This is a genomic window from Micrococcus sp. 63XJN7_8_ISO-PGPR-S23-253, assembly GCF_056173425.1.
Window position 1 is genome coordinate 1,260,124 of sequence record NZ_CM149673.1, and the last position, 22,452, is coordinate 1,282,575.

A 22,452-nucleotide genomic window follows, 5' to 3' on the forward strand; every position below is an offset into this window, starting at 1 on the left:
CTCGGTCAGGCGCCGGGGGCGCGCAGCAGGGCCAGGAACATGGCGTCGGTGCCGTGCCGGTGCGGCCAGAGCTGGGCCGTGTGGGCGACCACGTCGCCCGGCTCCGGCCCGCCGGCGGGTTCGGCCTCGTCCAGGCGCAGATCGTCGAGCGCGACGGCGTCGAGGGCGGTGCCGGCGTCGAGCAGCTCCAGCTCGGGGTGGCGGCGCACGAGGTCCTGGACCTGGACGACGGTCTCCGCGACGTGCGGGGAGCAGGTCACGTAGGCGAGCACCCCGCCGGGGGCCAGGACGGTGACCGCCGCGTCGAGCAGCTCGGCCTGCAGGCCGGTGAGCTCGGCGAGGTCGGCCGGGGTGCGGCGCCAGCGCGACTCGGGGCGACGGCGCAGCGCACCGAGGCCGGTGCAGGGGGCGTCCACGAGGACGCGGTCGAACGCCGAGGCCGCCTCGGGGGCGTCGGCGATCGTGCGGCCGTCCCCGACCCGGACGGTCCAGGCGTCGGCGGGCACGGCGGCAAGTGCCTGCCGGACGAGGTCGGCGCGGTGCGGGGCGACCTCGTTGGCCACGAGCGTCGCACCCCGCTCGGCGGCGAGGGCGGCCAGCAGGGCCGCCTTGCCGCCGGGGCCGGCGCATAGGTCGAGCCAGCGCTCGGCCCGCCCCGCGGCCGCGGGGACGGGTGCCTGGGCCAGCGCCCGGGCGGTGAGCTGGGAGCCGGCGTCCTGGACGCGGAGCACGCCCTCGCGCACCCCAGCCAGGCGGCCGGCGTCGCCGCCGGAGTGCAGGGCGGAGTCCGGGGCCAGCCGCCCGGGTTCGGCACCGTCGTCGAGGGCCGCGGCGAGCGCCTCGGCCCCACCGGCCACGGGCAGGGCGACGAGGTTGACCACGGGCGGGGCGTTGTCCGCCTCGAGCAGGGCGGCCAGCTCGGCGTCGCGGTCGGCGATGTGGCGAGTGCCGCGGTGGGCAGCCAAGGCCTGGCGCAGCGCGCGGGCGATCCACACCGGGTGCGAGGCGCGGACGGCCAGGGCGGCGTCGCCGCCGTCGGCGGGGGCGACGTCGGCCAGCCACTCCTCGAGGGGCCGTTCGGCGACCCGACGCAGCACCGCGTTCACGAACCCGGAGGCGCCGGCCCCGATCTCGGCCCGCACGAGGGAGACGGTGGCGTCGAGGGCGGCGTGGGCGGGCACGCGCATGCCCAGCAGCTGGTGGGCGCCGAGCCGCAGGGCATCGAGCACGGGTGGGTCGATCTTCTCGAGCGGGCGGTCCACGCAGCGGGTCAGGATCGCGTCGTACAGGCCGAGGCCGCGCAGGGTGCCGTAGGCGAGTTCGGTGGCGAAGCCGGCGTCGCGCCGGTCGAGGCGGGCCTGGCGGATGCGCGCCGGGAGGACCAGGTTCGCGTACGCGTCCTCGGCGTGGACGGCGCGGACCACCCCGAACGCGACGCGGCGCGCCGGGTCGGAGGTGCGGGAGCGCTGCGACGGCGCCTGCGCCGAGTACTTCCGCCCGGCGCCGGAGCGACCCCGGTTGCGGGTGCGCCCCTGCGCGTCGCGGCGGTCCTGGGCGTCCGACCGGGGTGCGCGGCCGCGTTCCCCGCGGGCGCCTCGCTCGCCCCGGCCCCGTCCTGGCTGTCCTTCGCGGCTCATGCGCGTGCCTCCTCGTCCTGTGCCGCGGTGTTCCGCGCGGCCTCGCGTGCCGCCGCCCGGGCGGCGGCCTCCTGACGGACCTGCGCCTCGTGGTCGGCGAGCTCCTCCCCGGCCAGCAGCGCGGCCCCGGCGGCGGCGCCGCGCGCCCAGTCGGCGGCCGGCATCAGCTTCCTGCCCGCCGGCTGGACGCGGGAGAGCCGGACGGCCCCCCCGGCGGTGCGCAGCCAGGCGGCCTTCGCGGCCACCAGGATCTGCCCGGGAACCGCGGCGTCGAGGGCGGGGGGCCAGCCGTCGTCGCCGGCGCGGACCGGGGCGACGCCGTCGAGCTTGAAGCGGGCCGGGGCGGCGCCGTCGCCCGCGGTCAGCCAGCCCCAGGCGCCGGGCTCGGGGGTGACGCCGTTGATCCGGGCGGCCACCTCGGCCGCCGGGCGGGCGGGGTCCACCAGGCCGTCTGCGGCCGTGAGCTTCGGCGCGTGGGTGGGTGCGCCGCGCTGGGGCGTGGCCGTCGCGGTGCCGTCCGCCAGGCGGTCGAGCACGTCGATCACGAGCGGGCCGCCGCGCTCGGCGAGGTCGGTGAGCACGGCCCCGGCGGTCTCGTCGGCCGCGACGGGGCGGGTGAGGCGGGCGAAGACGGGTCCGGTGTCCAGGCCCTCTTCGAGCTGGAACACGTCGGCGGCGATCTCGGTCTCCCCGGCCATCACGGCGCGCTGGACGGGGGCGGCACCGCGGTAGGCCGGCAGCGCGGAGAAGTGCAGGTTGAGCCAGCCGTGGCGCGGGATCTGCAGGGCCTCGGCGGGCACGAGGGCCCCGTAGGCGACGACGACGGCCACGTCCGCCTCCAGCGCGCGCATCGCCTGGAGGGCATCGGCGCCCTCGGGTCCGCGGAGTCGGTCGGCCTTGAGCACGGGCAGGCCCGCCTCCTCGGCCACGACCGCGACCGGCGACGGGGTCAGCACCCGCCGGCGCCCGACCGGGGCGTCCGGCCGGGTGAGCACGCCGACGACCTCGTGGGGTGAGTCGAGCAGGGCGCGAAGCACGGGCACGGCGGTCTCGGGCGTGCCGGCGTAGAGCACGCGCAGGGGTGTCGGGGCGGTCATCGGGCGGCTCCTGTTCCGGCGGCGGGGGCGCCGAAGGCCGAGCTGACGGCGGCCGCGCGCGCGGCCCCGATGCGGCGAGCGGCGCGGTCCACCTCGCCGGCGCGCATGCGGCGGCGGGCCTCACGGCGTTCCTCGCCGTCGAGACGGTCGACGTAGAGGATCCCGTCGAGGTGGTCGGTCTCGTGCTGGAGGCAGCGGGCGAGCAGGCCGGTCCCCCGGTGCTCCACCGGGTTCCCGTCCACGTCGGTGCCGCGGACGACGGCCTCGGCGGCGCGCGCCGGGTGGTAGCGCAGCCCCGGCACGGACAGACACCCCTCGCCCGGCTCCCGCAGCGCCTGCCCGGCGGTCTCGAGCACGGGATTGACCACATGCCCGGCGACGCCGGCGACGTCGAACACGAAGACGCGCAGACCCACGCCCACCTGGGGCGCGGCCAGGCCCACGCCCCCGACGGCGTGCATCGTCGCGATCATGTCCGTCACGAGGGCGCGCACGTCCGCCCCCGCGGGGACGGGCGACGCGGCGGTGCGCAGGACGGGGTCGGGGACGGTGCGGACGGGCAGGACGGTCACGCCGTCACCCTATCGCCGCCCTCGGCGGCGGACGCCGGGCGCGACGACGACCCGTCGGGCGCCACGTCCGGGGCGGCGTGGGAGCCGCCGCCGAACGCCGCGGCGCGCACGGCCTGCAGGCCGGTGGCCGCCGACGCCGGGACCGACGGCGGAGGCGGGCCGATGACGCGGAGCGCAGGTCCGGCGTCGTCCACGGCCTGCGCGTGCCTCCAGACCTGGCGCAGGGCCCAGAACTTGTGCCAGTGGCGGGGCAGCACGCCCGGGTTCGCCTGATGCACGGCGACCTCGGTCTCCCCCAGGGCGACGCCGAGCAGCATCTCGGCCTGACCGTGCCGCCACTCCTCCCAGGTGCCGGCCTCGGGGTCCACCAGGGACTCCTCCGCCTTCAGGCCGGCAGTCAGCTGCATGACCACCTTGGGGTCGAGCGCCTTGACCCGTCCGTCCCGCCCCGTGCCCTTCGTCTTGTAGTCGATCAGGCACAGCCGGCCACCGATCCGGGCGACGAGGTCCAGCGTGCCCGCGTAGCCCACCGTGTGGTTCCAGACGGTGATCTCGGCCGCGATCGGCCGGACGTCGTAGAGGTCCCACCACTCGTCGAAGCGGTCCGCGTAGGCGCCCTCGCCATGCTCGATCAGTCGGGCCCGGGCCTCCGCCATGGTGTGGGGGCGGCCGAGGGCACGCTGGGCGACCTGCTCGGCGTAGTCGTGCACGCGGTCCCCGCGCTCGGCCGCGGCGTCCCGGTAGCGAGCGGCGGCGTCGGCGGACTGCCGGGCCACCTGCTTCAGGCGCGCCGCGGAGCCCACGGATTCCGCCAGGCGCGGATCCTGGGTCACGGACTGGGCCGCCATCCACCCGACCCAGCCGTCCAGGTCCGTCTTCTCCATGCCGATCACGGTGGTGATGGACGGGACCTCGGGCAGGCCCGAGAGGGAGCGCGCGTACATGCGTCCGTGGGGGGTCTGATGCGCGAGGCGTGGCTGGGTCATGGTCAGCCATTCTGGCAGGGTCCACGGACCCCCGACGGAGTGGCCCGACACGCCTGCCGACGCCGATTTTGCATCCGGGCGGAGATGGCCTAGAGTTCTTTCTCGTTGGAAAACGCAGGTGAGCGGCTCGGACGAGCCGATCCCGGCGGCACCGACACGCGGATGTAGCTCAGTTGGCTAGAGCGCCACCTTGCCAAGGTGGAGGTCGCGAGTTCGAATCTCGTCATCCGCTCGCTCAACCTTCACCCCTGGTCGGGTGGCCGAGAGGCGAGGCAGCGGCCTGCAAAGCCGTATACGCGGGTTCGAATCCCGTCCCGACCTCGCAGGCTTCTCCGACCGGGAGTGGCGGCATGTTCATCACCTCCTCGGAGGTGGACGAGCGCGATTGGCGCAGCGGTAGCGCGCTTCCCTGACACGGAAGAGGTCACTGGTTCGAACCCAGTATCGCGCACGGAGACGATCCGTGAGGATCGACTCAGGCGGATGTAGCTCAGTTGGCTAGAGCGCCACCTTGCCAAGGTGGAGGTCGCGAGTTCGAATCTCGTCATCCGCTCCACACACGAAGGGCCCCTCCTGACGGAGGGGCCCTTCGTCGTTCCGGGGCGTGCGGTCGGCCTCGTGCTCGGAGCACGGACGCCGACCGTCGGACGGGATCAGAGCCGCGGGCCGTCCACCCGCCAGTAGCCGCTGAACATGATCGCGCGCTTCGGTGCGATGCCGCGGCGGACGATCACCCGCCGCGCCGCCGTCGCGAGCGACTGCTCGCCGCACGCCCACACGTGGTCGCGGGGCGCGGCGGGGAGGTCCTCGAGGTGCGGCGTGAGCAGGGCGCCCGGCACGGCGTCTCCGCGGTGCAGGACCGTGAGCGTGGCGCCCTCCGGGACCTCGAGGGCGGGGACGTGGTCACGGCCGGGCACCTCCAGGACGACGTCCATCCGGCCCCCGCGCGGCGTGCGACGCTGCGCGGCGAGGGCGGCGGCGATGCTCGGGACTGCGGTCTCGTCCCCCACCACGAGGTGCGACTCCCCCGCCGCCGGCAGACGATAGGCGCCCGTCCCGGTGCGGAAGCCGGCGACGTCGCCCGGACGTGCGGTGCGCGCCCACGTGCCGGCGGGGCCCGCATGGTCGTGCACGACGACGTCGACGTCGATCTCACCGACGGAGGGCCGGTGCTCGGCGACCGTGTACCACCGCAGATCCGGCCGCACGTCCTCGGGGATCCGCCCGACCGCTCGCCGCGCATTGAGCGCCGCGGGATCGGGCATCACGAGCGCCCGCCCCGGGGGCGGGGTGAGCAGCCCGAAGTACTCGTCGCAGCCCTGCGGGGTGAACGTGCGGAACTCCTCCGCGGCGAACGTGAGACGACGCAGCCGGGGGGCGAGCAGCCACGTGGCGCGGACCGTCATGGTCCACTGCGGATACTCGTCGCGGTCAACGGGCATCGCCTGGCCGAGGGCCGCGAGCCCGCGGTAGGCCTTCATCTGCAGGGCCTCGACACGCGAGGGACGGGCGGCAGGCGGGGGGAGGACGGAGGAGCTCGTCATCCGGTCAGCATAGGTGAGCCTCACCTTTGCTGGAGTCCTCCCTTTGAATACGTCACGTCATTGTTGCGTATTTGCTTTCTTAGGTAAGGCTTCCCTACTGTGCGGGACGTCCGTGGCGCACGCCGCCCGGAGCCGACGACCCCCTCACGGAAGGCCCTCCCATGCTCCCTCGCCTGTTCGGACTCGGCGATCCCGCCGCCTACCTCGACGCCACCGGCAGGGCGGCCCGGGTGGCCGTCGACACCGCCTACGACCGCGCGGGGGTCCACCCGGACACCCCGTCGACGCACCTGGCCGACGCCGTCGGCGCCGTCAACTTCTCGCAGCCGACGGGCAGCCTCGACGACGCCCTCGCCGAGGTCGCGGAGCTCTACGCCCACCAGACCACCGCCTACCACCACCCGCGCTATGCCGCTCACCTCAACTGCCCGGTCCTGCTCTCCAGCACCGCAGCGGACACCGTGCTCGGGGCGCTCAACACGGCGGTCGAGTCCTGGGACCAGGCCCGCTCCGCGGCGCTCATGGAGCAGCGGCTCCTGGCCGAGGTCGGACGCTGGTGCGGGTTCGCCGCGGGCGACGGCGTCTTCACCTCCGGAGGGTCGGCCTCCAACCTGCAGGCCATGACGCTGGCCCGCGGCCGCGCCGTGCAGCGCCTCACCGGCCACGCCGGGCTCGCCGACCTGCCCGCCGAGGTGCTCGGCTCGCTGCGCGTCTTCGTCAGCGCCGCCACGCACTACAGCATCGCCAAGGCAGCCGGCCTGCTCGGGCTGGGTCGCCACGCCGTGGTCGTCGTCCCCACCGACGCCGCCGGGCGTCTGGACCCCGGGGCCCTGGCCGAGGCGGTCGAACGTGAGGTGGCCGCCGGTGCCGTGCCGATGGCCGTCGTCGCGACGCTGGGGACCACCGACCGCGGCGCCATCGACCCGCTGCCGGCCATCGCCGACGTCGCCGAACGCCACGGGATGTGGGTCCATGCGGACGCGGCCGTGGGCGGGATCCTCGCCGCGAGCGCGGCGACGCGCCACGAGCTGCCGGGGCTGCACCGTGCGGACTCGGTGACGATGGACTTCCACAAGACGTTCTACGTGGGGCTGGCCTGCAGCGCGCTGGTGGTGCGGGACGCCGAGAGCCTGCGCCATGTGACGGTGCATGCGGACTACCTGAACCCGGAGGACAGCGTCCATCCGAACCTGGCGGATCGGTCCTTGCAGACGAGCCGCCGGTTCGACTCGCTCAAGCTGTGGCTGACGCTGCGTGAGCATGGGGCCGAGGCGGTGGTGTCCCTGTTCGCGGGGGCGCGCGAACGCACGCGGCAGGCGTGCGGGATCCTGCGGGCCCGGCCGACGTTCGCGGTGCTGGAGGATCCGACGCTGGTGACAGTGCTGTTCCGGGTGCGGGCCGAGGGACTGTCGGAGGAGGAGTGCACGGCGGTGCAGGCGGCGACGCACCGGGAGCTCGTGGCCGGCGGGCGCGCGCTGATCGCGACGACGGTGGTGGACGGGGTGCCCCATCTGAAGTTCACGATCCTGAACCCCGCGGTCACCTCGGGCGAGCTGGAGGAGCTGGTCGACGTCGTGGAGGAGGCGGCGCTGCGGCACGTCGACGCGGTGCGGGCGAGCCGTCATCGGTGGCGCGGGGTGGCGCGGACCCGTCCGCATGGCCCGTCGGTCGCCGTGTCCTGCACGCTCCCCGCTTCGGCGGGGCCACGTCCGTCCGCGGCGCGCGTGGACGAGCACGGAGAGCGGGTGTGCGCATGAGCCCGGCGTCCACGTCCCCCCGCCGCGTGCTCGCGATCGGGCTGGGCCCGTTCAACCTGAGCCTGGCCGCGCTGGCCCACCCGCTGCCCGACGTCGAGGTGGAGGTGGTGGAGAGCCGCGACGCGTTCGTGTGGCACCCGGGCATGATGCTGCCGGGCGCGCAGATCCAGGTGCCGTTCCTCGCGGACCTGGTGACGTTCGCGGACCCGACCTCCCCGTACTCGTTCCTGGCGTATCTCAAGGCGATGGGCCGGCTGCACCGCTTCTACATCCGGGGTTCCTGGTACCCGCTGCGGCGGGAGTTCTCAGACTACTGCGCGTGGGTGGCAGCCCAGCTGCCCGGCATCGCCTACGCGACCACGGTGACGGCGGTGCGGTGGGACGATCAGGCGGACGAGTTCGTGGTGGAGGCGGCCTCCGCGGCCGGGACCAGCACGCACCGGGCCGACCACGTGGTGGTGGGCACGGGCACGGTGCCGTCCCTGCCCGCGCCGCTCGCGCGCGTCGCGGAGGAGTCGGCCCGGGTCGGCGCGTCCCCCGTGGTGCACACGGGTGAGTACATGGGCCGTCGCGAGGACATCGCCGGGGCCGGGTCGGTCCTGGTGGTGGGCAGCGGCCAGTCGGCGGCGGAGTGCGCCCTGGACCTGCTGAACGCGGGCCACCCGGACCTCACGTGGGTCACGCGCTCACCCCGGTTCTTCGGCATGGAGGTCGGCCAGCTCACGCTCGAGCTGACCTCGCTGGACTATGAGCGGCACTTCGCCACTCTGCCCCGGGCGCGGCGGGATGAGATCAACGCGTCCCACCGGTCCCTGTACAAGGGGATCAGCGAGTACACGATCGAGGACGTCTACCACGCGCTGTACGAGCGCCAGGTGGGTCCGCTGGACCCGGCCCGGCTGTGGCCGGGCACGTCGGTGACGGACGCCCGCCTGGTCGCGGGCCCGGGTGCGCCCCGGGTGGAGGTCACCCTGCGCGACGAGGAGACCGGGGTGACCGGGCGGCACGTGGTGGACCGTGTCGTCGCGGGCACGGGCTACCGCCACCCGGACCATCCGTTCCTGGAGCCGGTGCGGCACCTGCTGCGCGCGGAGGACGGTCGGACGACGGCGAACGCGGACCACGCGATCGACGTGAGCGGCCGCCGGATCTTCGTGCACAACACCGCCGAACAGCCCCTGGGGCTCACCGGCCCGGACCTGGGCATGGCGGCGGAGCACAGCGGCCGCATCCTCAGCACGATCGCCGGCCGCGAGGTCTACGCGCAGGCCGAGTCGATCGCGTTCCAGGACTTCGGCGCCGTCGCGGCGGGCGTCCGGTGAGCGCCGTGACGCCGCCGCAGACCACCGTGGACGGTGCGGCCGCGAGCGCGGCCCGTCGTGTGGAGCTCCGTCCCGTGGGCGCGCAGGACCATCCGCTGCTGCACCGGTGGGTGACGTCCCCGCACGCCGTGTACTGGGAGATGACGGAGGCGGGCCTGGCCGACGTCGTGGCCGAGTACGAGGCGATCGCCGCGCACCCGCACCACCACGCGCACGTGGGGCTCGTGGACGGGACCGCGACCTTCCTGGTGGAGGTCTACGACCCGGCCCACTCGGAGCTGGCCGGACGGTATGCGGGCGCGCCCGGCGACGTCGGCCTGCACGTGCTCGTCGCCCCGACGGACACCCCGGTGCCCGGGACCACGGACCTGGTGATGGCCGCGGTGGTGCGCTGGTGCCTGGCCCAGCCGGGGGCGCGGCGTGTCGTCGTCGAGCCGGACGAGCGCAACGCCGCCATCCGGGCGAAGAACCTGGCCGCCGGGTTCACCGAGCTCGGGCCCGTGGCGCTGGGATCCAAGACGGCGATGCTCTCGATCGCCACGCCCGAGTCCTTCGCCGTCAGCCGGATCGGCGTCCTCGCCGCCGGGCTGGACCTCACCCTCCCCGAGCCCCCGCTCCTCCTCACCCCCGACAGGCATGTGTCCGCATGACCACCGTCCCTCCGTCCTCCCCGTCCCGCCTGGACGCGCTGACGGCGCCGACCGCCCGGCGCGCCCACCGGCTGCTCGTCGCCAAGGCGATCCGCGAGTTCACCCATGAGCGGCTGTTCGCGCCGGTGCGCGGCGCGCGGGTCGACGACGCCGGCCGCCACGCCTACACGCTCACCCTGGGCGGGGTGCGGTGGACGTTCACCGCGCGTGCCCTCCCGCTCGAGCACCTCGGCGTGGATCCGGACTCGGTGTGCCGTGCCGGGGATCCGGACGCGGTGGCCGTCGACCGCTTCGTCCTCGACGCGGCCGAGGTGCTCGGGCTGGCCGGCGAGGCGCTGGACGTCTATCTCGAGGAGCTCGCCTCCACCTTCGCCGCCCGGTGCCACACCCTGGCCGGCGAGCGCCCGTCCGCCGCCGACCTGGTGGACGCGGACTACACGACGGTGGAGGCCGCCATGAGCGAGGGGCACCCGGGCTTCGTGGCCACCAACGGGCGCATCGGCTGGGGGGCCGCGGAATACGCGATGTTCGCTCCCGAGGGCGGGCAGGCGCTGCACCCGGTGTGGCTCGCGTTCCCCTCCGAGCTCGGGGGACGGTGGACCTGGCCCGAGACCGCGAGCGCGGGCGCCGCCGTGCCGGCGCTGCCCGCGCCGATCACCGAGGCGGTGGCGGGTCTGTGGGCGAAGCGGGCGGCGGCGCTCGACGTCGATCCGGAGGCGTACACGCTGATCCCGGTGCACCCGTGGCAGTGGGAGCACCGGATCCAGGTGGCGTTCGCCCCCGACCTCGCCGCGGGGCGGCTGGTGCATGTGGGCGAGGACCCGGACGCGTTCACGGCCATGCAGGCGGTGCGCACCCTGTTCAACGCGAGCGACCCGCACGCCCCGCAGCTGAAGACGGCGTTGTCCGTGCAGAACATGGGGTTCGTGCGCGGCCTCTCCCCCGCCTACATGTCCGTCACCCCGGCGATCAACGCGGTGGTGGCCGACCTCGTGGACTCCGACCCCCTGCTCGCGGGGTGGGGCTTCGGGGTGCTGCGGGAGTACGCCTCGGCCGGGTACACCGGGGATGCCTTCCATGCCGTGGGCTCGAAGGGTCCTCGCACGAAGATGCTCGCCGCCCTGTGGCGGGAGAGTCCGCTGCCGCGCCTGGCGGAGGGCGAGCGGGTCATGACCATGGCGGCGCTGCTGCACCGGGACGGCGAGGGCCGCTCCGTGGCGGGGGCGCTCGTCGAGCGCTCGGGGCTGACAGCGGCGCAGTGGCTGCACGGGGTGCTCACGGCCTACGTGACCCCGCTGGTGCATCTGGCCGCCGCCCACTCGACCGTGTTCATGCCCCACGGGGAGAACATCGTGCTCCGCCTGCGTGAGGGACGGGTCACCGGCGCCTTCCTCAAGGACATCGGGGAGGAGGTGGTGGTCGGCGCGGACGGCGTCCCGCTCACGGAGCAGACCCGGCGCATCCGCATCGACCTGACCGACGAGGACCTCTCCCTCTCCTTCTTCACGGACATGCTGGACGGCGTGCTGCGCCATCTGGCCGACGTGATGGACGCGGACGCCCTGCTGCCGGCGGAGGAGTTCTACGCCGTGGTGGGGCGGGTCCTCGCCGAGTACACGGCCCTGGGGGTCGCGGATGTGGGGCGCCTCGGCCTGGACGCGGAGGACTTCGCGCACTCGTGCCTGAACCGGCTGCAGCTGCGGAACGCCACGCAGATGGTGGACCTGACGGACCCGTCGGGCTCGCTGCTCTACGCCGGTCGCCTGGCCAACCCGGTGGCCGCACCGCTGCGCCGCGCGCTGGCGGAGCTTCGGCAGGACGCCGCGGCATGAGCGTAGGCCGGCGACGGCGCGCACCCGCCTCGGTGCGCGCCGTCGTCGTGCCGGTCAGGGGCGGTGGCTCACTTGTGCTCGGCCACGCCCGTCTGGCCCTCCCGGACCAGGGCGGTCATGCGGGAGACCGTGCGGAAGTACTTCTTCATGTACCCGCCGTGCATCATCTCCTGCGTGAACAGGGCGTCGAAGGGCACGCCGGAGGCGAGGACGGGCACGTCCTTGTCGTACAGGCGGTCCGCGAACACCACGAAGCGCAGGGCCGTGGCCTGCTCCGTGATGGTGTGCACGTCGTGGAGGGCGAGCACGTCCACGTCCTTGACGAGCTCGCGGTAGCGGGAGGGGTGCACGCGGGAGAGCATCGCGGTGAGGTCCGCGAAGTCGTCCACGGCGAGCACGCCCGCGTCGGGGAAGTTCTCCTGGGCGGTGGCCTCGACGGCGGCGTCGTCCAGCGGCGACGGAGCGGCAGAGAGGCCGCGGTGGCGATAGTCCTCGCCGTCCACGCGGATGACCTCGAACTGGTCGGCCAGGACCTGGATCTCGCGCTTGAAGTCCTGCGCCGCGAAGCGCCCCTCGCCGAGCGAGCCCGGCAGGGTGTTGGATGTCGCCACCAGGCGCACGCCGGCGTCGGCCAGCTCGCGCATGAGCCGGGACATCAGCACGGTGTCCCCCGGGTCGTCGAGCTCGAACTCGTCGATGCACACGAGGGTGTACTCCTTGAGCTGGTCCACCGCCTTGCGGAAGGACAGGGCGCCCACGAGGTTGGTGTACTCCACGAACGTGCCGAACGCCTTGGGCCCGGGGGCCGCGTGCCACGTCGAGGCCAGCAGGTGGGTCTTGCCGACGCCGAAGCCGCCGTCGAGGTAGATGCCGGCCGGCCCCGCCGCCCGCTTCTTCCCGCCGAACAGGCCGCCGAGGAACCCGCCGCCCGAGCCGCCCCGGCCGAGGTCTGCCGCGAACCGGCGCAGCCGCTCCACGGCCTGTGCCTGCGAGGGGTGCGCGGGGTCCGGGATGTAGGTGTCGAAGGACACCGTCCCGAAGCGGTACGACGGGTGGAAGCCGGCCAGCAGCTGGTCCGGGGTGACCTGCGGCGAACGGTCGGCGAGGTGGACGATCTGAGCCACGGGACACTCCCAGGGTCGACGACGGGGATTCCGGGCCATGCTATCGGGCCGTGGACCCGACCCATGTGACCTCGCGTGTCCCGGACTGAGGGGCCCCTACCCTCTTACGTGACACCGACGTGCCGTAATCTGGCGCGCAGGGCACGGACACGGAACCCGCCGTCGTCGTGCCGCCCGCCCCGGGCCCGTGCGGGCCCGCCCCGACGCGAAGGAAGGCAGTGCCATGACCGATACCGCCGCGAAGTTCTCCGAGTACGCCCACCCCGAGAAGCTGGTGTCCACGCAGTGGGTCGCCGACCATGTCGGCGACGAGGACGTCGTGGTCCTCGAGTCCAACGAGGACGCTCTCCTCTACTCCACCGGCCACATCCCCGGCGCCCAGCGCGTCGACTGGCACACCGAGCTCAACGACCCCGTCAGCCGCGACTTCGTCGGCCCCGAGGCCTTCGCCGAGCTCGCCGCCTCCAAGGGGATCTCCCGGGACACCACGGTGGTGTTCTACGGCGACAAGTCCAACTGGTGGGCCGCCTACGCCCTGTGGGTGTTCACCCTCTACGGCCATGAGGACCTGCGCCTGATGGACGGCGGCCGTGACAAGTGGATCGCGGAGGGACGCGAGACCACCCGCGAGGTCCCGACCGTGGCCCGGGCCGAGTACCCGGTGATCGAGCGTGACGACCACACCGAGCGCGCCGCCCGCGAGGACGTCCTCAAGGCCATCGGGACCACCCCGCTGATCGACGTCCGCTCCCGTCCCGAGTACACGGGCGAGACCACGCACATGGCCGGCTACCCGCAGGAGGGCACCCTGCGCGGCGGCCACATCCCCACGGCGGCGTCCGTGCCGTGGGCGTCCGCGGCCAACGAGGACGGCACCTTCAAGTCCCGCGCCGAGCTGGAGCAGGTCTACCGCACCGGTGCCGGGCTGCAGGAGGGCGACGACGTGATCGCCTACTGCCGCATCGGCGAGCGGTCCTCCCACACCTGGTTCGTGCTCAAGTACCTGCTCGGCCACGAGGACGTCCGCAACTACGACGGCTCCTGGACCGAGTGGGGCAACGCCGTGCGCCTGCCGATCGCCGTCGGCGAAGAGCCGGGCGAGGCCCCCGCGCGCTGAGCCCCGGCACGGCGTGGATCACTAGACTGGGACACCATGACCGAGAACCACGCCGTGCCCGCCGCCCTGGCCGAGATCATCGACGACTTCGCCGGGGTGCCCGATCCCGAGAAGCTCGAGCTGCTGCTGGAGTTCTCGGACGAGCTGCCGGCGCTGCCGGAGCGCTACGACGGCCACGAGGCCGAGATGGAGCAGGTCGTGGAGTGTCAGACCCCGCTGTTCCTGGCTGTCGAGCTCGAGGGGGAGCCCGGCCCGCAGGCCCCGGTCCGCCTCTTCATCACCGCTCCCCCGGAGGCGCCCACCACGCGCGGCTTCGCCTCCGTGCTCACCCAGGGCCTGGACGGGCTGAGCGCCCTCGAGGTCCTCGACGTGCCCGAGGACATCCCCACCCGCCTCGGTCTGGCCAAGGCCCTCACCCCCCTGCGGCTGCGCGGCATGTCCGCCATGCTCGGCCGCATCAAGCGCAACGTGCGCGAGCAGGCCGGGATCGCCTGAGTCCGCCGTGGGCCAGCGCAAGAAGGATCGCGGCGCCCGGCACGGGGCGGCCACGCCGGCCGTCGCCGCCCTCGAGGCCGCCGGGGTCCCGTACCGGCTGCACACCTTCGACGTGGCCCTCGACGCCGGCGGCGAGCGGTTCGGCGTCCAGGTCGCCCGGGCCTTGAGCGTGCCCGCCGAGCGCCTGTTCAAGACGCTGATGGTGGCGGACCCCGACGGCGCGCTCGCCGCATGCGTGGTGCCCGTGTCCGGCCAACTGGACCTGCGGGCCGCCGCCGCGGTGCTGGGCGTCAAGCGGCTCGCCCTGGCCGATCTGGCCGTCGTCGAACGCCGGACCGGCTACGTGCGGGGCGGCGTCTCGCCCCTGGGCCAGCGCCGGCCCCACCCCGTCGTCCTGGACTCCTCCGCTCTCGACGCGGAGCTCATGTACGTCTCCGGCGGGCAACGCGGCCTGGATGTGGAGATCGCGCCCGCCGACCTCGTGCAGGTGACGGGCGCCGTCGTCGCGGAGATCGCGGCGGGCTGACGGGCGGGTTCGGCGGCGGGCCGGTCAGGAGTCGTCGCGTGCCTGGCGGCGTACCACGGCCATGCGCTGGCCGACGGTGACCAAGGAGGCGGCGGCGAGCAGCCCCAAGGTGACGGCCAGGACGACCGGGGGCAGACCGAGGCCGGTGAGACCGGCGACCACGAGGGTGGCCACGAGCCGTTCGGCGCGCTCGGCGATGCCCACGTGCGCGTTCCAGCCGAGGGCCTCCGCCTTGGCACGCACGTAGGAGACGAGCATGCCCAGGGCGAGGCAGGCGCCGGAGAGCGCGCCGACCGCGGGTGCGGCGCCGACGCCGAAGCCCCACAGGCACAGCCCGAGGAACACGGCCGCGTCCTGCACGCGGTCCAGGGTGGAGTCGAGGAACGCGCCCCAGCGGCCGGTGGACCCGGCCTCACGCGCCATGATCCCGTCCACCAGGTCCGAGAACACGAACGCGGTGATGAAGAGCGTGCCCCAGAACAGGTGCCCCAGGGGGAAGAGCACGAGCGCGCCCAGGCTCACGCCGAGCGTGCCCACGACCGTCACGGTGTCCGGACTGACCCCGGCCCGCAGGAGCGTACGGGCCACCGGGGTGAACAGGCGGGTGGTGAGGTCGCGCGCGTGACGGTCCAGCATCAGGCGGGGTCTCCGGCCCCTGGGCGAGGATGCTCGGCCGCGGCACGGGCGTTGGCCGCCTGGCGCGCGGCGTGGTCCTGGGCGGCCCGGTCCCAGACGTCCGCGAGGATCTGCCGGGTCTCCCCCAGGGTCTGCGACATGTTCTTGGTCCGGGCGATGATCGGCAGGAAGTTGCCGTCGCCGGTCCACCGCGGCACCACGTGCTGGTGCAGATGGGCCGCGATCCCGGCGCCGGCCACCGCCCCCTGGTTCATGCCGAGGTTGTAGCCGGACGCGTCGGCGGCCTGGCCGAGGGCGAGCATCGCCGTCTGGGTCAGCTCCGCCATCTCGGCGGCCTCCTCCGTGGTGGTGTCCGTGTACAGGGGCACGTGGCGGTAGGGGCAGACGAGCAGGTGACCGGGGTTGTACGGGTACAGGTTCAGCACCACGTAGGCGGTGCGGCCGCGGTGGACGATGAGGGAGTCCTCATCGTCGCGCTGCGGGGCCGCGCAGAACGGGCAGGTGTGCTCGTCCTTGACCTGGCCCGTCCCCTTGGAGACGTACGCCATGCGGTGGGCGTTCCAGAACCGCTCGAAGGCGTCCGGGGCGCCGGGCAGCTCGAAGCCGTCCATGGCGGCGGCGTCCGCCGACGCGCGGGCCTGCGCCCGCGCGTCGGATCCGCCGGTGCCGGGGCTGGTCATGGGGTGACCTCGCGCTCGCGCACCGCCTTCACGATGCGTTCGATCGCCTCCTCCACCGGCACGCCGTTGTCCTGGGTGCCGTCGCGGAAGCGGAAGGACACGGCGTTCGCCTCCCTGTCCTCGCCGCCGGCGATCAGCACGAACGGCGCCTTCTCCTTGGCCGCCGTGCGGATCTTCTTCGGGAAGCGGTCCGAGGAGTCGTCCAGGCGCGCCCGGATCCCCTCGGCGCGCAGCTTCGCGACGACGTCGTCCAGGTAGTCGTTGAATGCCTCGGCCACGGGGATGGCCACGACCTGCTCCGGGGCGAGCCAGGCCGGGAACGCGCCGGCGTAGTGCTCGGTGAGGACGCCCAGGAAGCGCTCGATGGAGCCGAAGAGGGCGCGGTGGATCATCACGGGGCGCTGACGGGTCCCGTCGGCGGCCTGGTACTCGAGGTCGAAGCGCTCGGGCAGGTTGAAGTCCAGCTGGATGGTGGACATCTGCCACGTGCGGCCGATGGCGTCCCGGGCCTGGACCGAGATCTTCGGGCCGTAGAACGCGGCGCCGCCCGGGTCCGGGACGAGCTGCAGACCGGAGGCCTCCGCGACCTCGGCGAGGGTGCGGGTGGCCTCCTCCCAGATCTCGTCGGAGCCGACGAACTTCTCCGGGTCCTTGGTGGAGAGCTCGAGGTAGAAGTCGTTGAGGCCGTAGTCCTTGAGCAGGTCGAGGACGAAGTTGAGCGTGGTGGTCAGCTCCTCCTTCATCTGCTCGCGGGTGCAGTAGATGTGGGCATCGTCCTGGGTCATGCCGCGCACGCGCGTGAGCCCGTGGACCACGCCGGACTTCTCGTACCGGTACACGGAGCCGAACTCGAACAGCCGCAGCGGCAGCTCACGGTAGGACCGGCCCCGGGAGCGGTAGATCAGGTTGTGCATGGGGCAGTTCATCGGCTTGAGGTAGTAGTTCTGCCCCTGGCGCGTGATCTCGCCGGTCTCGGGATCACGGACCTCGTCGATGTGCATGGGCGGGAACATGCCGTCCGCGTACCAGTCGAGGTGGCCGGACACCTCGTAGAGGTGCTGCTTGGTGATGTGCGGGGTGTAGACGAACTCGTAGCCGGCCTCGGTGTGGCGCCGACGGGAGTAGTCCTCCATCTCCTTGCGGATGATGCCGCCGCGCGGGTGGAACACGGGCAGGCCGGAGCCGAGCTCGTCCGGGAAGGAGAAGAGATCCAGCTCGGCGCCGAGCTTGCGGTGGTCGCGGCGCTCGGCCTCGGCGAGGCGCTCCTGGTAGGCCTTGAGGTCGTCCTTGCTGGCCCAGGCGGTGCCGTAGATGCGCTGCAGCTGCTTGTTCTTCTCGTTGCCGAGCCAGTAGGCGGCGGCGGAGCGGGTGAGCGCGAAGCCGTTGCCGATGAGCTTGGTGGAGGGCAGGTGCGGGCCGCGGCAGAGGTCGCACCACACGGCGTCGCCGGTCTTGCGGTCCACGTTGTCGTAGACGGTGATCTCCCCGGCCCCGACCTCCACGGAGGCGCCCTCGCCGGCGGTGTCCGCGGCGTCCTTCTTGCCGAGCAGCTCGAGCTTGTAGGGCTCGTCCGCCATCTCGGCGCGGGCGGTCTCCTCGTCCACGACGCGGCGGCGGAAGGTCTGGCCGGACTTCACGATCTTCTGCATGAGCGAGGAGATCTGCTTGAGGTCCTCGGGGGTGAAGGGCTCGTCGACGTCGAAGTCAAAGTAGAAGCCGTCCGTGATGTACGGGCCGACGCCGAGCTTGGCGCCCGGGCGCAGCTGCTGCACGGCCTGGGCCATCACGTGGGCGGTGGAGTGCCGCAGCACCTCGAGGCCCTCGGGCTCCGTGATGTCCACCGACTCGACGGACGCGCCGGCGGGGATCTCGCGGGCCAGGTCCCAGAGCAGGCCGTCCACCCGCATGACGGCGGTGGTCGGCTTCTCGCGGAAGAGGTCGAGGCCGGTGGTGCCGTGCGTCACCTCCCGCAGCTCTCCGTCCACGGTCAGCAGGATGTTCTTCGGCTCCGACACGGTGCTCCTTCGAGGTCTGGCTTCGGGATCGGTGGCGTACGGGGGCCACCGTCGGCCGCGTCCCATTCTAGGGGCGCGGTCGGACGGCGGGGCACGGAGGCGGACGGTCTCATCTGTCCGGGGTGGGCAGCAGCTCCCACGTCTCCGGGTGGGGCACCGGGATCGGGGTGTGCTCCGGCGCGGGCCGATCGGGTGCCGTGCGGCCGGGGCGGGCCCCGCCGGCCGGCCCGACGTCGGTGCGCACCTTCACGGGCCAGCCGCCCGTGCCGTGGTGCGGGATGTCCGGCAGGGACTGCGCCCCGGTGCCCGCCCGGCCGCTGCGGCGCGCGGCGGCGGCACGGCGGTCTGCCGCGAGCCAGTCCCGCCACTGCTGCCGAGTGGCGTCCAGGTAGTCGGGGTCCGGGAGCGTCTCGGGTCGGTGCAGGTCCCAGGCGCGCACGGCCTGGACGGACACGGCCCGGTCGCCGGTGCGCCGGACGGTGCCCTCGATCAGCAGGAGGCGGGCGGAGAAGAGCATCTCCCCGGAGGCGTGCTGGGCCTCGGTGAAGAAGGAGGCGTCCACGCAGCCGGTGCCGTCGTCCACGGAGAGGAACACCACCCGCTTGCCGCTGCGCATGGGCGGGGTCTGGGTGGCCACGCGCACCCCGGCCACGAGCACCCGGGACTGCGTGCGCAGCCCGAGCAGGTCCTTCGCCCGGGTGACGCCGAGCGCGTCCAGGTACGGGGCGTGGGAGTCCATGAGGTGGGCGGTGACGTCCAGGGCGGTGAGCTCCAGCTCGGTGCGGACCCGGGCGGCCGGGCCCGGTTCCGGGAAGAGCGGGGCGAGGGCGGTGAGCTCGGTGTCCGGCAGGTCCAGGGCCAGCTGGCCCTCCACCTGCCGCGGACGGGCGGACCGCGAGCGCGGGGCGGTGCGGCCGGGGGCGGTGCCGCGGGTGGTGGAGTGCTGGAGTTCGAGGTGGTGGACGAGGTCGGTGCGGGAGGCGCCGCCGGGTGGGAGGAGGCAGTCGAGGGCGCCGAGCTGGGCGAGGCGTTCGAGGTTGCGGGCGGTGGGGCGGGCGCGGTCGCGGACGTCGGCGAGGGAGCGATAGGGGCGGCCGGCGTCGAGGCGGTCGGTCTCGGCTTCGCTGAGTCCGGAGAGGCTGGTGAGGGGCAGGCGGATGCCCCAGCGGCCGGGGGCGCCGTCGTCGACCTCGGGGTGGGCGGGGACCCATTCGACGTGGACGTGGCGGGAGGAGGCGTTGACGTCCACGGGGAGGACGGGGATGCCCATGCGGCGGGCCTCGGCGACCATGAGGCGGGCGGGGTACATGCCGGGGTCGTGTTCGAGGATGGCGGCCATGAAGGCGGCGGGGTGGTGGGTCTTGAGCCAGGCGGAGTGGTAGGTGGGGACGGCGAAGGCGGCGCCGTGGGCCTTGCAGAAGCCGAAGGAGCCGAAGGCGGAGAGGGTGGCCCAGACCTCGTCGATGACGTCGAGGGAGTAGCCGCGGGCGAGGGCGCCGGTGCGGAAGGCCTCTTCGACGAGGTGTTCCTGCGGGCCGCCGAGGAGGCGGCGGTGCTCGTCGGCGCGGGCCAGTCCGCAGCCGGTCATGACGTCCATGGTGCGCAGGACCTGTTCGTGGAAGACGGTGACCCCGTGGGTCTCGGCGAGGACGGGCCGCAGGTCGGGGTGCGGGTAGTGGGCGGGTGCCCAGCCGTGCCGCTGTTCGAGGAAGGGTCGGACCATGTCGGACTGCATGGGGCCGGGGCGGAAGAGGGAGATGTCCACGGTGAGGTCGTTGAACTCGCGGGGGGCGAGCTTGCCGACGAGTTCGCGCTGGCCCGGGGACTCGATCTGGAAGCAGCCGAGGGTGTGGGTGGTGCGGATCATCGCGTAGGTGGCGGGGTCGTCGAGGGGCACCTGTTCGAGGTCGATGCGCTCGCCCGTGGTGCGTTCGACCTCGGCGATCGTGTAGGCGATGGCGGACTGCATGCGCACGCCGAGGATGTCGAGTTTGAGGAAGCCCATGGGGTCCATGTCGTGCTTGTCGAACTGGCTCATGGGCAGGCCCATGCCGGAGGGCTGGACGGGGGTGCGGTGCAGCAAGGTGGCGTCGCCGAGGATGACGCCGCAGGGGTGCATGGAGATGTGGCGGGGCAGGCGGTCGAGGCGTTCGGTGAGGTCGACGAGCAGGTCCAGCTGGCGGTCGCCCTCGGCGCGGCCGGACTCGATGCGGCGGGAGAGGCCGCCGAGTTCGGGCATGCGCTGGAGGGCTTCGCGGAAGTTCGAGGCGGAGAAGCGCCAGAGCTGCTTGGCGATGGCGTCCACCTCGGGTTCGGGCATGCCGAGGGCGAGGCCGGCGTCGCGGACGGCGCCGCGGGCCCGGTAGGCGTTCTGCATGCTCATGAGGGTGGTGCGCTCGGCGCCGAAGCGTTCGACGACGGCGTGGTAGATCTCATGGCGGCGGGCGGACTCCACGTCGATGTCGATGTCCGGGAGGGTGGAGCGGTCGGTGGAGAGGAAGCGCTCCATGATCAGGCCGTTGGCCATGGGGTCGACATGGGAGATGCGCAGGGCGTGGTTGACGAGGGAGGAGGCGCCGGAGCCGCGGGCGGCCACGCGGATGCCCATGCCCTCGATGAGGTCGACGACGGCGGCCACGGTGAGGAAGTAGGAGGAGAAGCCGAGTCGGGTGATGATGCCGAGCTCGTGCTCGGCGCGGTCCTGCAGGTCCCGGGCCGCCTGGCTGGTGCCGGGGAGGCCTCCCCCGGTGTGGAGGTGGGGGTAGCGGGCGAGGAGGCCGGTGCGGGTGCGCTCGCGCAGCACGTGCTCCGGGGGGCCGTCGATGCCGATGACGGCGGCCTCCGGGACGCGGGGCACGCCCCAGCCGAGGTCGGTCTCGGGGTCGAGCGCGCAGGCCTCGGCGAGGCGGCGGGTGGCCTCGAGCAGGGGGGCGGGGCGGTCGTCGGCGGCGAAGGCGATCTCGTGGGCGATGCGGTGCATGGCGGCGGTGGACTTGAGCCAGCCCTGCCCGTTGGGCTGCAGGTCGTGGAGGGCGTCGAGGGAGCTGAGGGCACGGACGGCGTCGAGGACGTCCGCGGTGGCGGCACCGTCCGGGGCCGCGTAGCGCACGGCGTTGGTCAGGACGGCGGGGATGCGGGCCTGGCGGGCGGCGCGGAGGGTCTTCACGGCGTGCCCGGTGTCGAGGCGTCGGCCGGGGGCGGAGAGGTGGGTGACGACATCGGCGTGGGGGCTGCCTGCGGGCAGGGCCGCCTTCCAGCGGCGCAGGGCGGTGAGGCCGGCCGCGTACCGGCGGCGGGCCAGGTGGCGGCCGACGTCCGAATCCGGACCGAGGAGGACGAACAGCTCGGGGGTGGGCGGGTTGTCCCGGTTGGCGGCGGTGGGGACACGGCCGGCCGCCGCGGCGGCGAGCTCGGCGACGCTGGCCCAGGGGCTGCCGCCCGCCGCTCCCCCGGTGGTGCGGGCGTGGGCGGCGGAGACGAGCTCGCACAGGGAGCGGTAGCCCGAGCCATGACAGCCTCCTCGGGCGAGCACGACCACGCGGCCGGCCTCCTCGTCCTCGCTCCACCGGACGGCCAGGTCCACGCCCACGATCGGGGTGATGCCGTGGCGCAGGCAGGCGCCCACGTGCTTGGCCATGCCGTAGAGCCCGTCGCGGTCGGTGCAGGCCAGCAGGTCCATGTCCGCGGCCGCGGCGGCGGCCACGAGGTCCTCGGGCCAGCTGACTCCGTAGTGGGCGCTGAACGCGGAGGCGACGTGCAGGTGGGCGAAGGGGGCGGCGTCGCGTCCGGCCGCAGCGGCCCGGCTCATGCCGACCGCCTCAGGTCCTGGGCGTGCTCGTGGACGCGCACGAGCCGCCACCGGCCGGAGTCCAGGTGGTGGGCGACGTCGAGGGTCTGCAGGGGCGCGGCGCCGACCCGGGCCAGGCGGACCTGCAGCCGCCACATCTCGTGGTCCACGAGACCGGCGCCGCGGCCCTTCTCCGCGCGGACCTCCTCCGCCCACCAGCGGCGCCGCTCGAACCAGCGCACGGGGCGCTCTGCGAGGACGTAGTCCCGCCCGTTCCAGCGCAGCCCCTGCGGGGTGCCGTCTGCCCCGCACTCCACCGCCACCGACTGTGTGAGGACTCCCATTCTGCTTCTCTCCCTGTGCACTGCTGACCGGATCGACGACGGGGTGCCGTCGGGCGATGGGAGCGCGGCCCGTCCGGCGGACCGGACGCGGGGAAGAAGTGGGAAGGTGGGGCCGCACCCCCGATCGTACTCGAACATGTGTTCGAATGCGATGGGTGCGAACGTAGGGTAGCCGCCGGACACGTTAAGGACGCATGGCCCCGAGACGGGCGAGGCCGGGAACGCCCCTTTCGTGAGGCCGGCTGGCCGAGTCCTGGCCGTGGGCCTCGAACCCGACCCTGGGGCGCACATGCACGAGAAAATCGTCTCTTGGGCCGGAAGAAGTGCGCCG

General features: G+C 73.9%; 18 protein-coding genes and 4 tRNA genes. 11 read left to right on the forward strand and 11 right to left on the reverse strand.

Annotated elements, in window-relative coordinates; genetic code table 11:
- Nucleotides 1-5: 5 nt before the first annotated feature.
- From AC0VX4_RS05780 to AC0VX4_RS05795, 4 genes are read right to left on the reverse strand one after another with little or no spacing between them, the layout of a single operon-like run.
- Nucleotides 6-1,637: an RsmB/NOP family class I SAM-dependent RNA methyltransferase gene (locus tag AC0VX4_RS05780; RefSeq protein WP_475464117.1), complete on the reverse strand. Its 1,632-nt coding sequence runs from the start codon at nt 1,635-1,637 to the stop codon at nt 6-8.
- Nucleotides 1,634-2,734, reverse strand: coding sequence for a methionyl-tRNA formyltransferase (locus AC0VX4_RS05785; protein WP_004167574.1), 1,101 nt, complete (start codon nt 2,732-2,734; stop codon nt 1,634-1,636). Before AC0VX4_RS05785 ends, AC0VX4_RS05780 begins: the two co-directional genes overlap by 4 nt.
- Nucleotides 2,731-3,306, reverse strand: coding sequence for a peptide deformylase (gene def, locus AC0VX4_RS05790; RefSeq protein WP_004167575.1), 576 nt, complete (start codon nt 3,304-3,306; stop codon nt 2,731-2,733). Before def ends, AC0VX4_RS05785 begins: the two co-directional genes overlap by 4 nt.
- Nucleotides 3,303-4,292, reverse strand: coding sequence for a PD-(D/E)XK nuclease family protein (locus AC0VX4_RS05795; protein WP_004167576.1), 990 nt, complete (start codon nt 4,290-4,292; stop codon nt 3,303-3,305). Before AC0VX4_RS05795 ends, def begins: the two co-directional genes overlap by 4 nt.
- Nucleotides 4,293-4,450: 158 nt before the next feature.
- On the opposite strand from AC0VX4_RS05795, the gene AC0VX4_RS05800 reads away from it, so the two are divergent.
- The 4 genes from AC0VX4_RS05800 (at nt 4,451) to AC0VX4_RS05815 (ending at nt 4,848) form a co-directional block, all read left to right on the forward strand.
- A tRNA-Gly gene (locus AC0VX4_RS05800) sits at nt 4,451-4,524 on the forward strand.
- 18 nt (nt 4,525-4,542) lie between these two features.
- Nucleotides 4,543-4,613, forward strand: a tRNA-Cys gene (locus AC0VX4_RS05805).
- A 58-nt stretch (nt 4,614-4,671) separates the two neighbouring features.
- A tRNA-Val gene (locus tag AC0VX4_RS05810) sits at nt 4,672-4,743 on the forward strand.
- Between the two features lie 28 nt (nt 4,744-4,771).
- Nucleotides 4,772-4,848: transfer RNA gene (locus AC0VX4_RS05815), tRNA-Gly, on the forward strand.
- A 97-nt stretch (nt 4,849-4,945) separates the two neighbouring features.
- Here the strand turns inward: AC0VX4_RS05815 and AC0VX4_RS05820 are convergent.
- Complete coding sequence (locus tag AC0VX4_RS05820; protein WP_049147987.1) at nt 4,946-5,836, reverse strand: siderophore-interacting protein; 891 nt, start codon at nt 5,834-5,836, stop codon at nt 4,946-4,948.
- A gap of 161 nt (nt 5,837-5,997) precedes the next feature.
- Here AC0VX4_RS05820 and AC0VX4_RS05825 point away from each other — a divergent pair, with 161 nt between their 5' ends.
- From AC0VX4_RS05825 to AC0VX4_RS05840, 4 genes are read left to right on the forward strand one after another with little or no spacing between them, the layout of a single operon-like run.
- The gene (locus tag AC0VX4_RS05825; protein WP_004167578.1) at nt 5,998-7,593 is read left to right on the forward strand and encodes a pyridoxal phosphate-dependent decarboxylase family protein; all 1,596 of its coding nucleotides are present in this window, start codon (nt 5,998-6,000) and stop codon (nt 7,591-7,593) included.
- Nucleotides 7,590-8,915: a lysine N(6)-hydroxylase/L-ornithine N(5)-oxygenase family protein gene (locus tag AC0VX4_RS05830; RefSeq protein WP_036334558.1), complete on the forward strand. Its 1,326-nt coding sequence runs from the start codon at nt 7,590-7,592 to the stop codon at nt 8,913-8,915. The genes AC0VX4_RS05825 and AC0VX4_RS05830 overlap by 4 nt, the downstream gene beginning before the upstream one ends.
- A gap of 5 nt (nt 8,916-8,920) precedes the next feature.
- Nucleotides 8,921-9,565, forward strand: coding sequence for a GNAT family N-acetyltransferase (locus AC0VX4_RS05835; protein ID WP_196488451.1), 645 nt, complete (start codon nt 8,921-8,923; stop codon nt 9,563-9,565).
- Complete coding sequence (locus AC0VX4_RS05840) at nt 9,562-11,397, forward strand: IucA/IucC family protein (RefSeq protein ID WP_004167581.1); 1,836 nt, start codon at nt 9,562-9,564, stop codon at nt 11,395-11,397. Before AC0VX4_RS05835 ends, AC0VX4_RS05840 begins: the two co-directional genes overlap by 4 nt.
- Nucleotides 11,398-11,465: 68 nt before the next feature.
- On the opposite strand, the gene zapE is transcribed toward AC0VX4_RS05840, so the two are convergent.
- Nucleotides 11,466-12,521: a cell division protein ZapE gene (gene zapE / locus AC0VX4_RS05845; RefSeq protein ID WP_004167583.1), complete on the reverse strand. Its 1,056-nt coding sequence runs from the start codon at nt 12,519-12,521 to the stop codon at nt 11,466-11,468.
- A gap of 223 nt (nt 12,522-12,744) precedes the next feature.
- Here zapE and AC0VX4_RS05850 point away from each other — a divergent pair, with 223 nt between their 5' ends.
- Genes AC0VX4_RS05850 through ybaK form a run of 3 tightly spaced genes read left to right on the forward strand, consistent with a single transcriptional unit; the run spans nt 12,745 to nt 14,659 of the window.
- Nucleotides 12,745-13,638 carry a sulfurtransferase gene (locus AC0VX4_RS05850; RefSeq protein ID WP_004167584.1) on the forward strand — a complete coding sequence of 298 codons (894 nt, stop codon included), beginning with the start codon at nt 12,745-12,747 and terminating at the stop codon, nt 13,636-13,638.
- 36 nt (nt 13,639-13,674) lie between these two features.
- Complete coding sequence (locus AC0VX4_RS05855) at nt 13,675-14,133, forward strand: SufE family protein (RefSeq protein WP_004167585.1); 459 nt, start codon at nt 13,675-13,677, stop codon at nt 14,131-14,133.
- Nucleotides 14,134-14,140: 7 nt separating this feature from the next.
- Nucleotides 14,141-14,659, forward strand: coding sequence for a Cys-tRNA(Pro) deacylase (ybaK, locus tag AC0VX4_RS05860; protein ID WP_004167586.1), 519 nt, complete (start codon nt 14,141-14,143; stop codon nt 14,657-14,659).
- Nucleotides 14,660-14,683: 24 nt separating this feature from the next.
- On the opposite strand, the gene pgsA is transcribed toward ybaK, so the two are convergent.
- From pgsA to AC0VX4_RS05885, 5 genes are all read right to left on the reverse strand, one after another.
- Nucleotides 14,684-15,295 carry a phosphatidylinositol phosphate synthase gene (gene pgsA / locus AC0VX4_RS05865; protein WP_004167587.1) on the reverse strand — a complete coding sequence of 204 codons (612 nt, stop codon included), beginning with the start codon at nt 15,293-15,295 and terminating at the stop codon, nt 14,684-14,686.
- Entirely contained in the window at nt 15,295-15,975 is a 681-nt protein-coding gene (locus AC0VX4_RS05870; protein ID WP_004167588.1) for an HIT family protein, read from the reverse strand. Before AC0VX4_RS05870 ends, pgsA begins: the two co-directional genes overlap by 1 nt.
- A complete protein-coding gene (thrS, locus tag AC0VX4_RS05875) occupies nt 15,972-17,990 on the reverse strand; it encodes a threonine--tRNA ligase (protein WP_004167591.1) in 2,019 nt (672 codons plus the stop codon). Before thrS ends, AC0VX4_RS05870 begins: the two co-directional genes overlap by 4 nt.
- 109 nt (nt 17,991-18,099) lie before the next feature.
- A complete protein-coding gene (locus AC0VX4_RS05880; RefSeq protein WP_004167592.1) occupies nt 18,100-21,798 on the reverse strand; it encodes a DNA polymerase III subunit alpha in 3,699 nt (1,232 codons plus the stop codon).
- The gene (locus AC0VX4_RS05885) at nt 21,795-22,121 is read right to left on the reverse strand and encodes a DUF6504 family protein (RefSeq protein ID WP_004167593.1); all 327 of its coding nucleotides are present in this window, start codon (nt 22,119-22,121) and stop codon (nt 21,795-21,797) included. Before AC0VX4_RS05885 ends, AC0VX4_RS05880 begins: the two co-directional genes overlap by 4 nt.
- Nucleotides 22,122-22,452 lie beyond the last annotated feature (331 nt).

Excerpts from the sequence above, each read along its gene's own strand:
- AC0VX4_RS05780 (WP_475464117.1), bottom strand. The coding sequence starts at position 1,637 with ATGAGCCGCGAAGGACAGCCAGGACGGGGCCGGGGCGAGCGAGGCGCC.
- AC0VX4_RS05785 (WP_004167574.1), bottom strand. The coding sequence starts at position 2,734 with ATGACCGCCCCGACACCCCTGCGCGTGCTCTACGCCGGCACGCCCGAG.
- AC0VX4_RS05795 (WP_004167576.1), bottom strand. The coding sequence starts at position 4,292 with ATGACCCAGCCACGCCTCGCGCATCAGACCCCCCACGGACGCATGTAC.
- AC0VX4_RS05820 (WP_049147987.1), bottom strand. The coding sequence starts at position 5,836 with ATGACGAGCTCCTCCGTCCTCCCCCCGCCTGCCGCCCGTCCCTCGCGT.
- AC0VX4_RS05825 (WP_004167578.1), top strand. The coding sequence starts at position 5,998 with ATGCTCCCTCGCCTGTTCGGACTCGGCGATCCCGCCGCCTACCTCGAC.
- AC0VX4_RS05830 (WP_036334558.1), top strand. The coding sequence starts at position 7,590 with ATGAGCCCGGCGTCCACGTCCCCCCGCCGCGTGCTCGCGATCGGGCTG.
- AC0VX4_RS05840 (WP_004167581.1), top strand. The coding sequence starts at position 9,562 with ATGACCACCGTCCCTCCGTCCTCCCCGTCCCGCCTGGACGCGCTGACG.
- AC0VX4_RS05850 (WP_004167584.1), top strand. The coding sequence starts at position 12,745 with ATGACCGATACCGCCGCGAAGTTCTCCGAGTACGCCCACCCCGAGAAG.
- AC0VX4_RS05855 (WP_004167585.1), top strand. The coding sequence starts at position 13,675 with ATGACCGAGAACCACGCCGTGCCCGCCGCCCTGGCCGAGATCATCGAC.
- pgsA (WP_004167587.1), bottom strand. The coding sequence starts at position 15,295 with ATGCTGGACCGTCACGCGCGCGACCTCACCACCCGCCTGTTCACCCCG.
- AC0VX4_RS05870 (WP_004167588.1), bottom strand. The coding sequence starts at position 15,975 with ATGACCAGCCCCGGCACCGGCGGATCCGACGCGCGGGCGCAGGCCCGC.
- AC0VX4_RS05880 (WP_004167592.1), bottom strand. The coding sequence starts at position 21,798 with ATGAGCCGGGCCGCTGCGGCCGGACGCGACGCCGCCCCCTTCGCCCAC.
- AC0VX4_RS05885 (WP_004167593.1), bottom strand. The coding sequence starts at position 22,121 with ATGGGAGTCCTCACACAGTCGGTGGCGGTGGAGTGCGGGGCAGACGGC.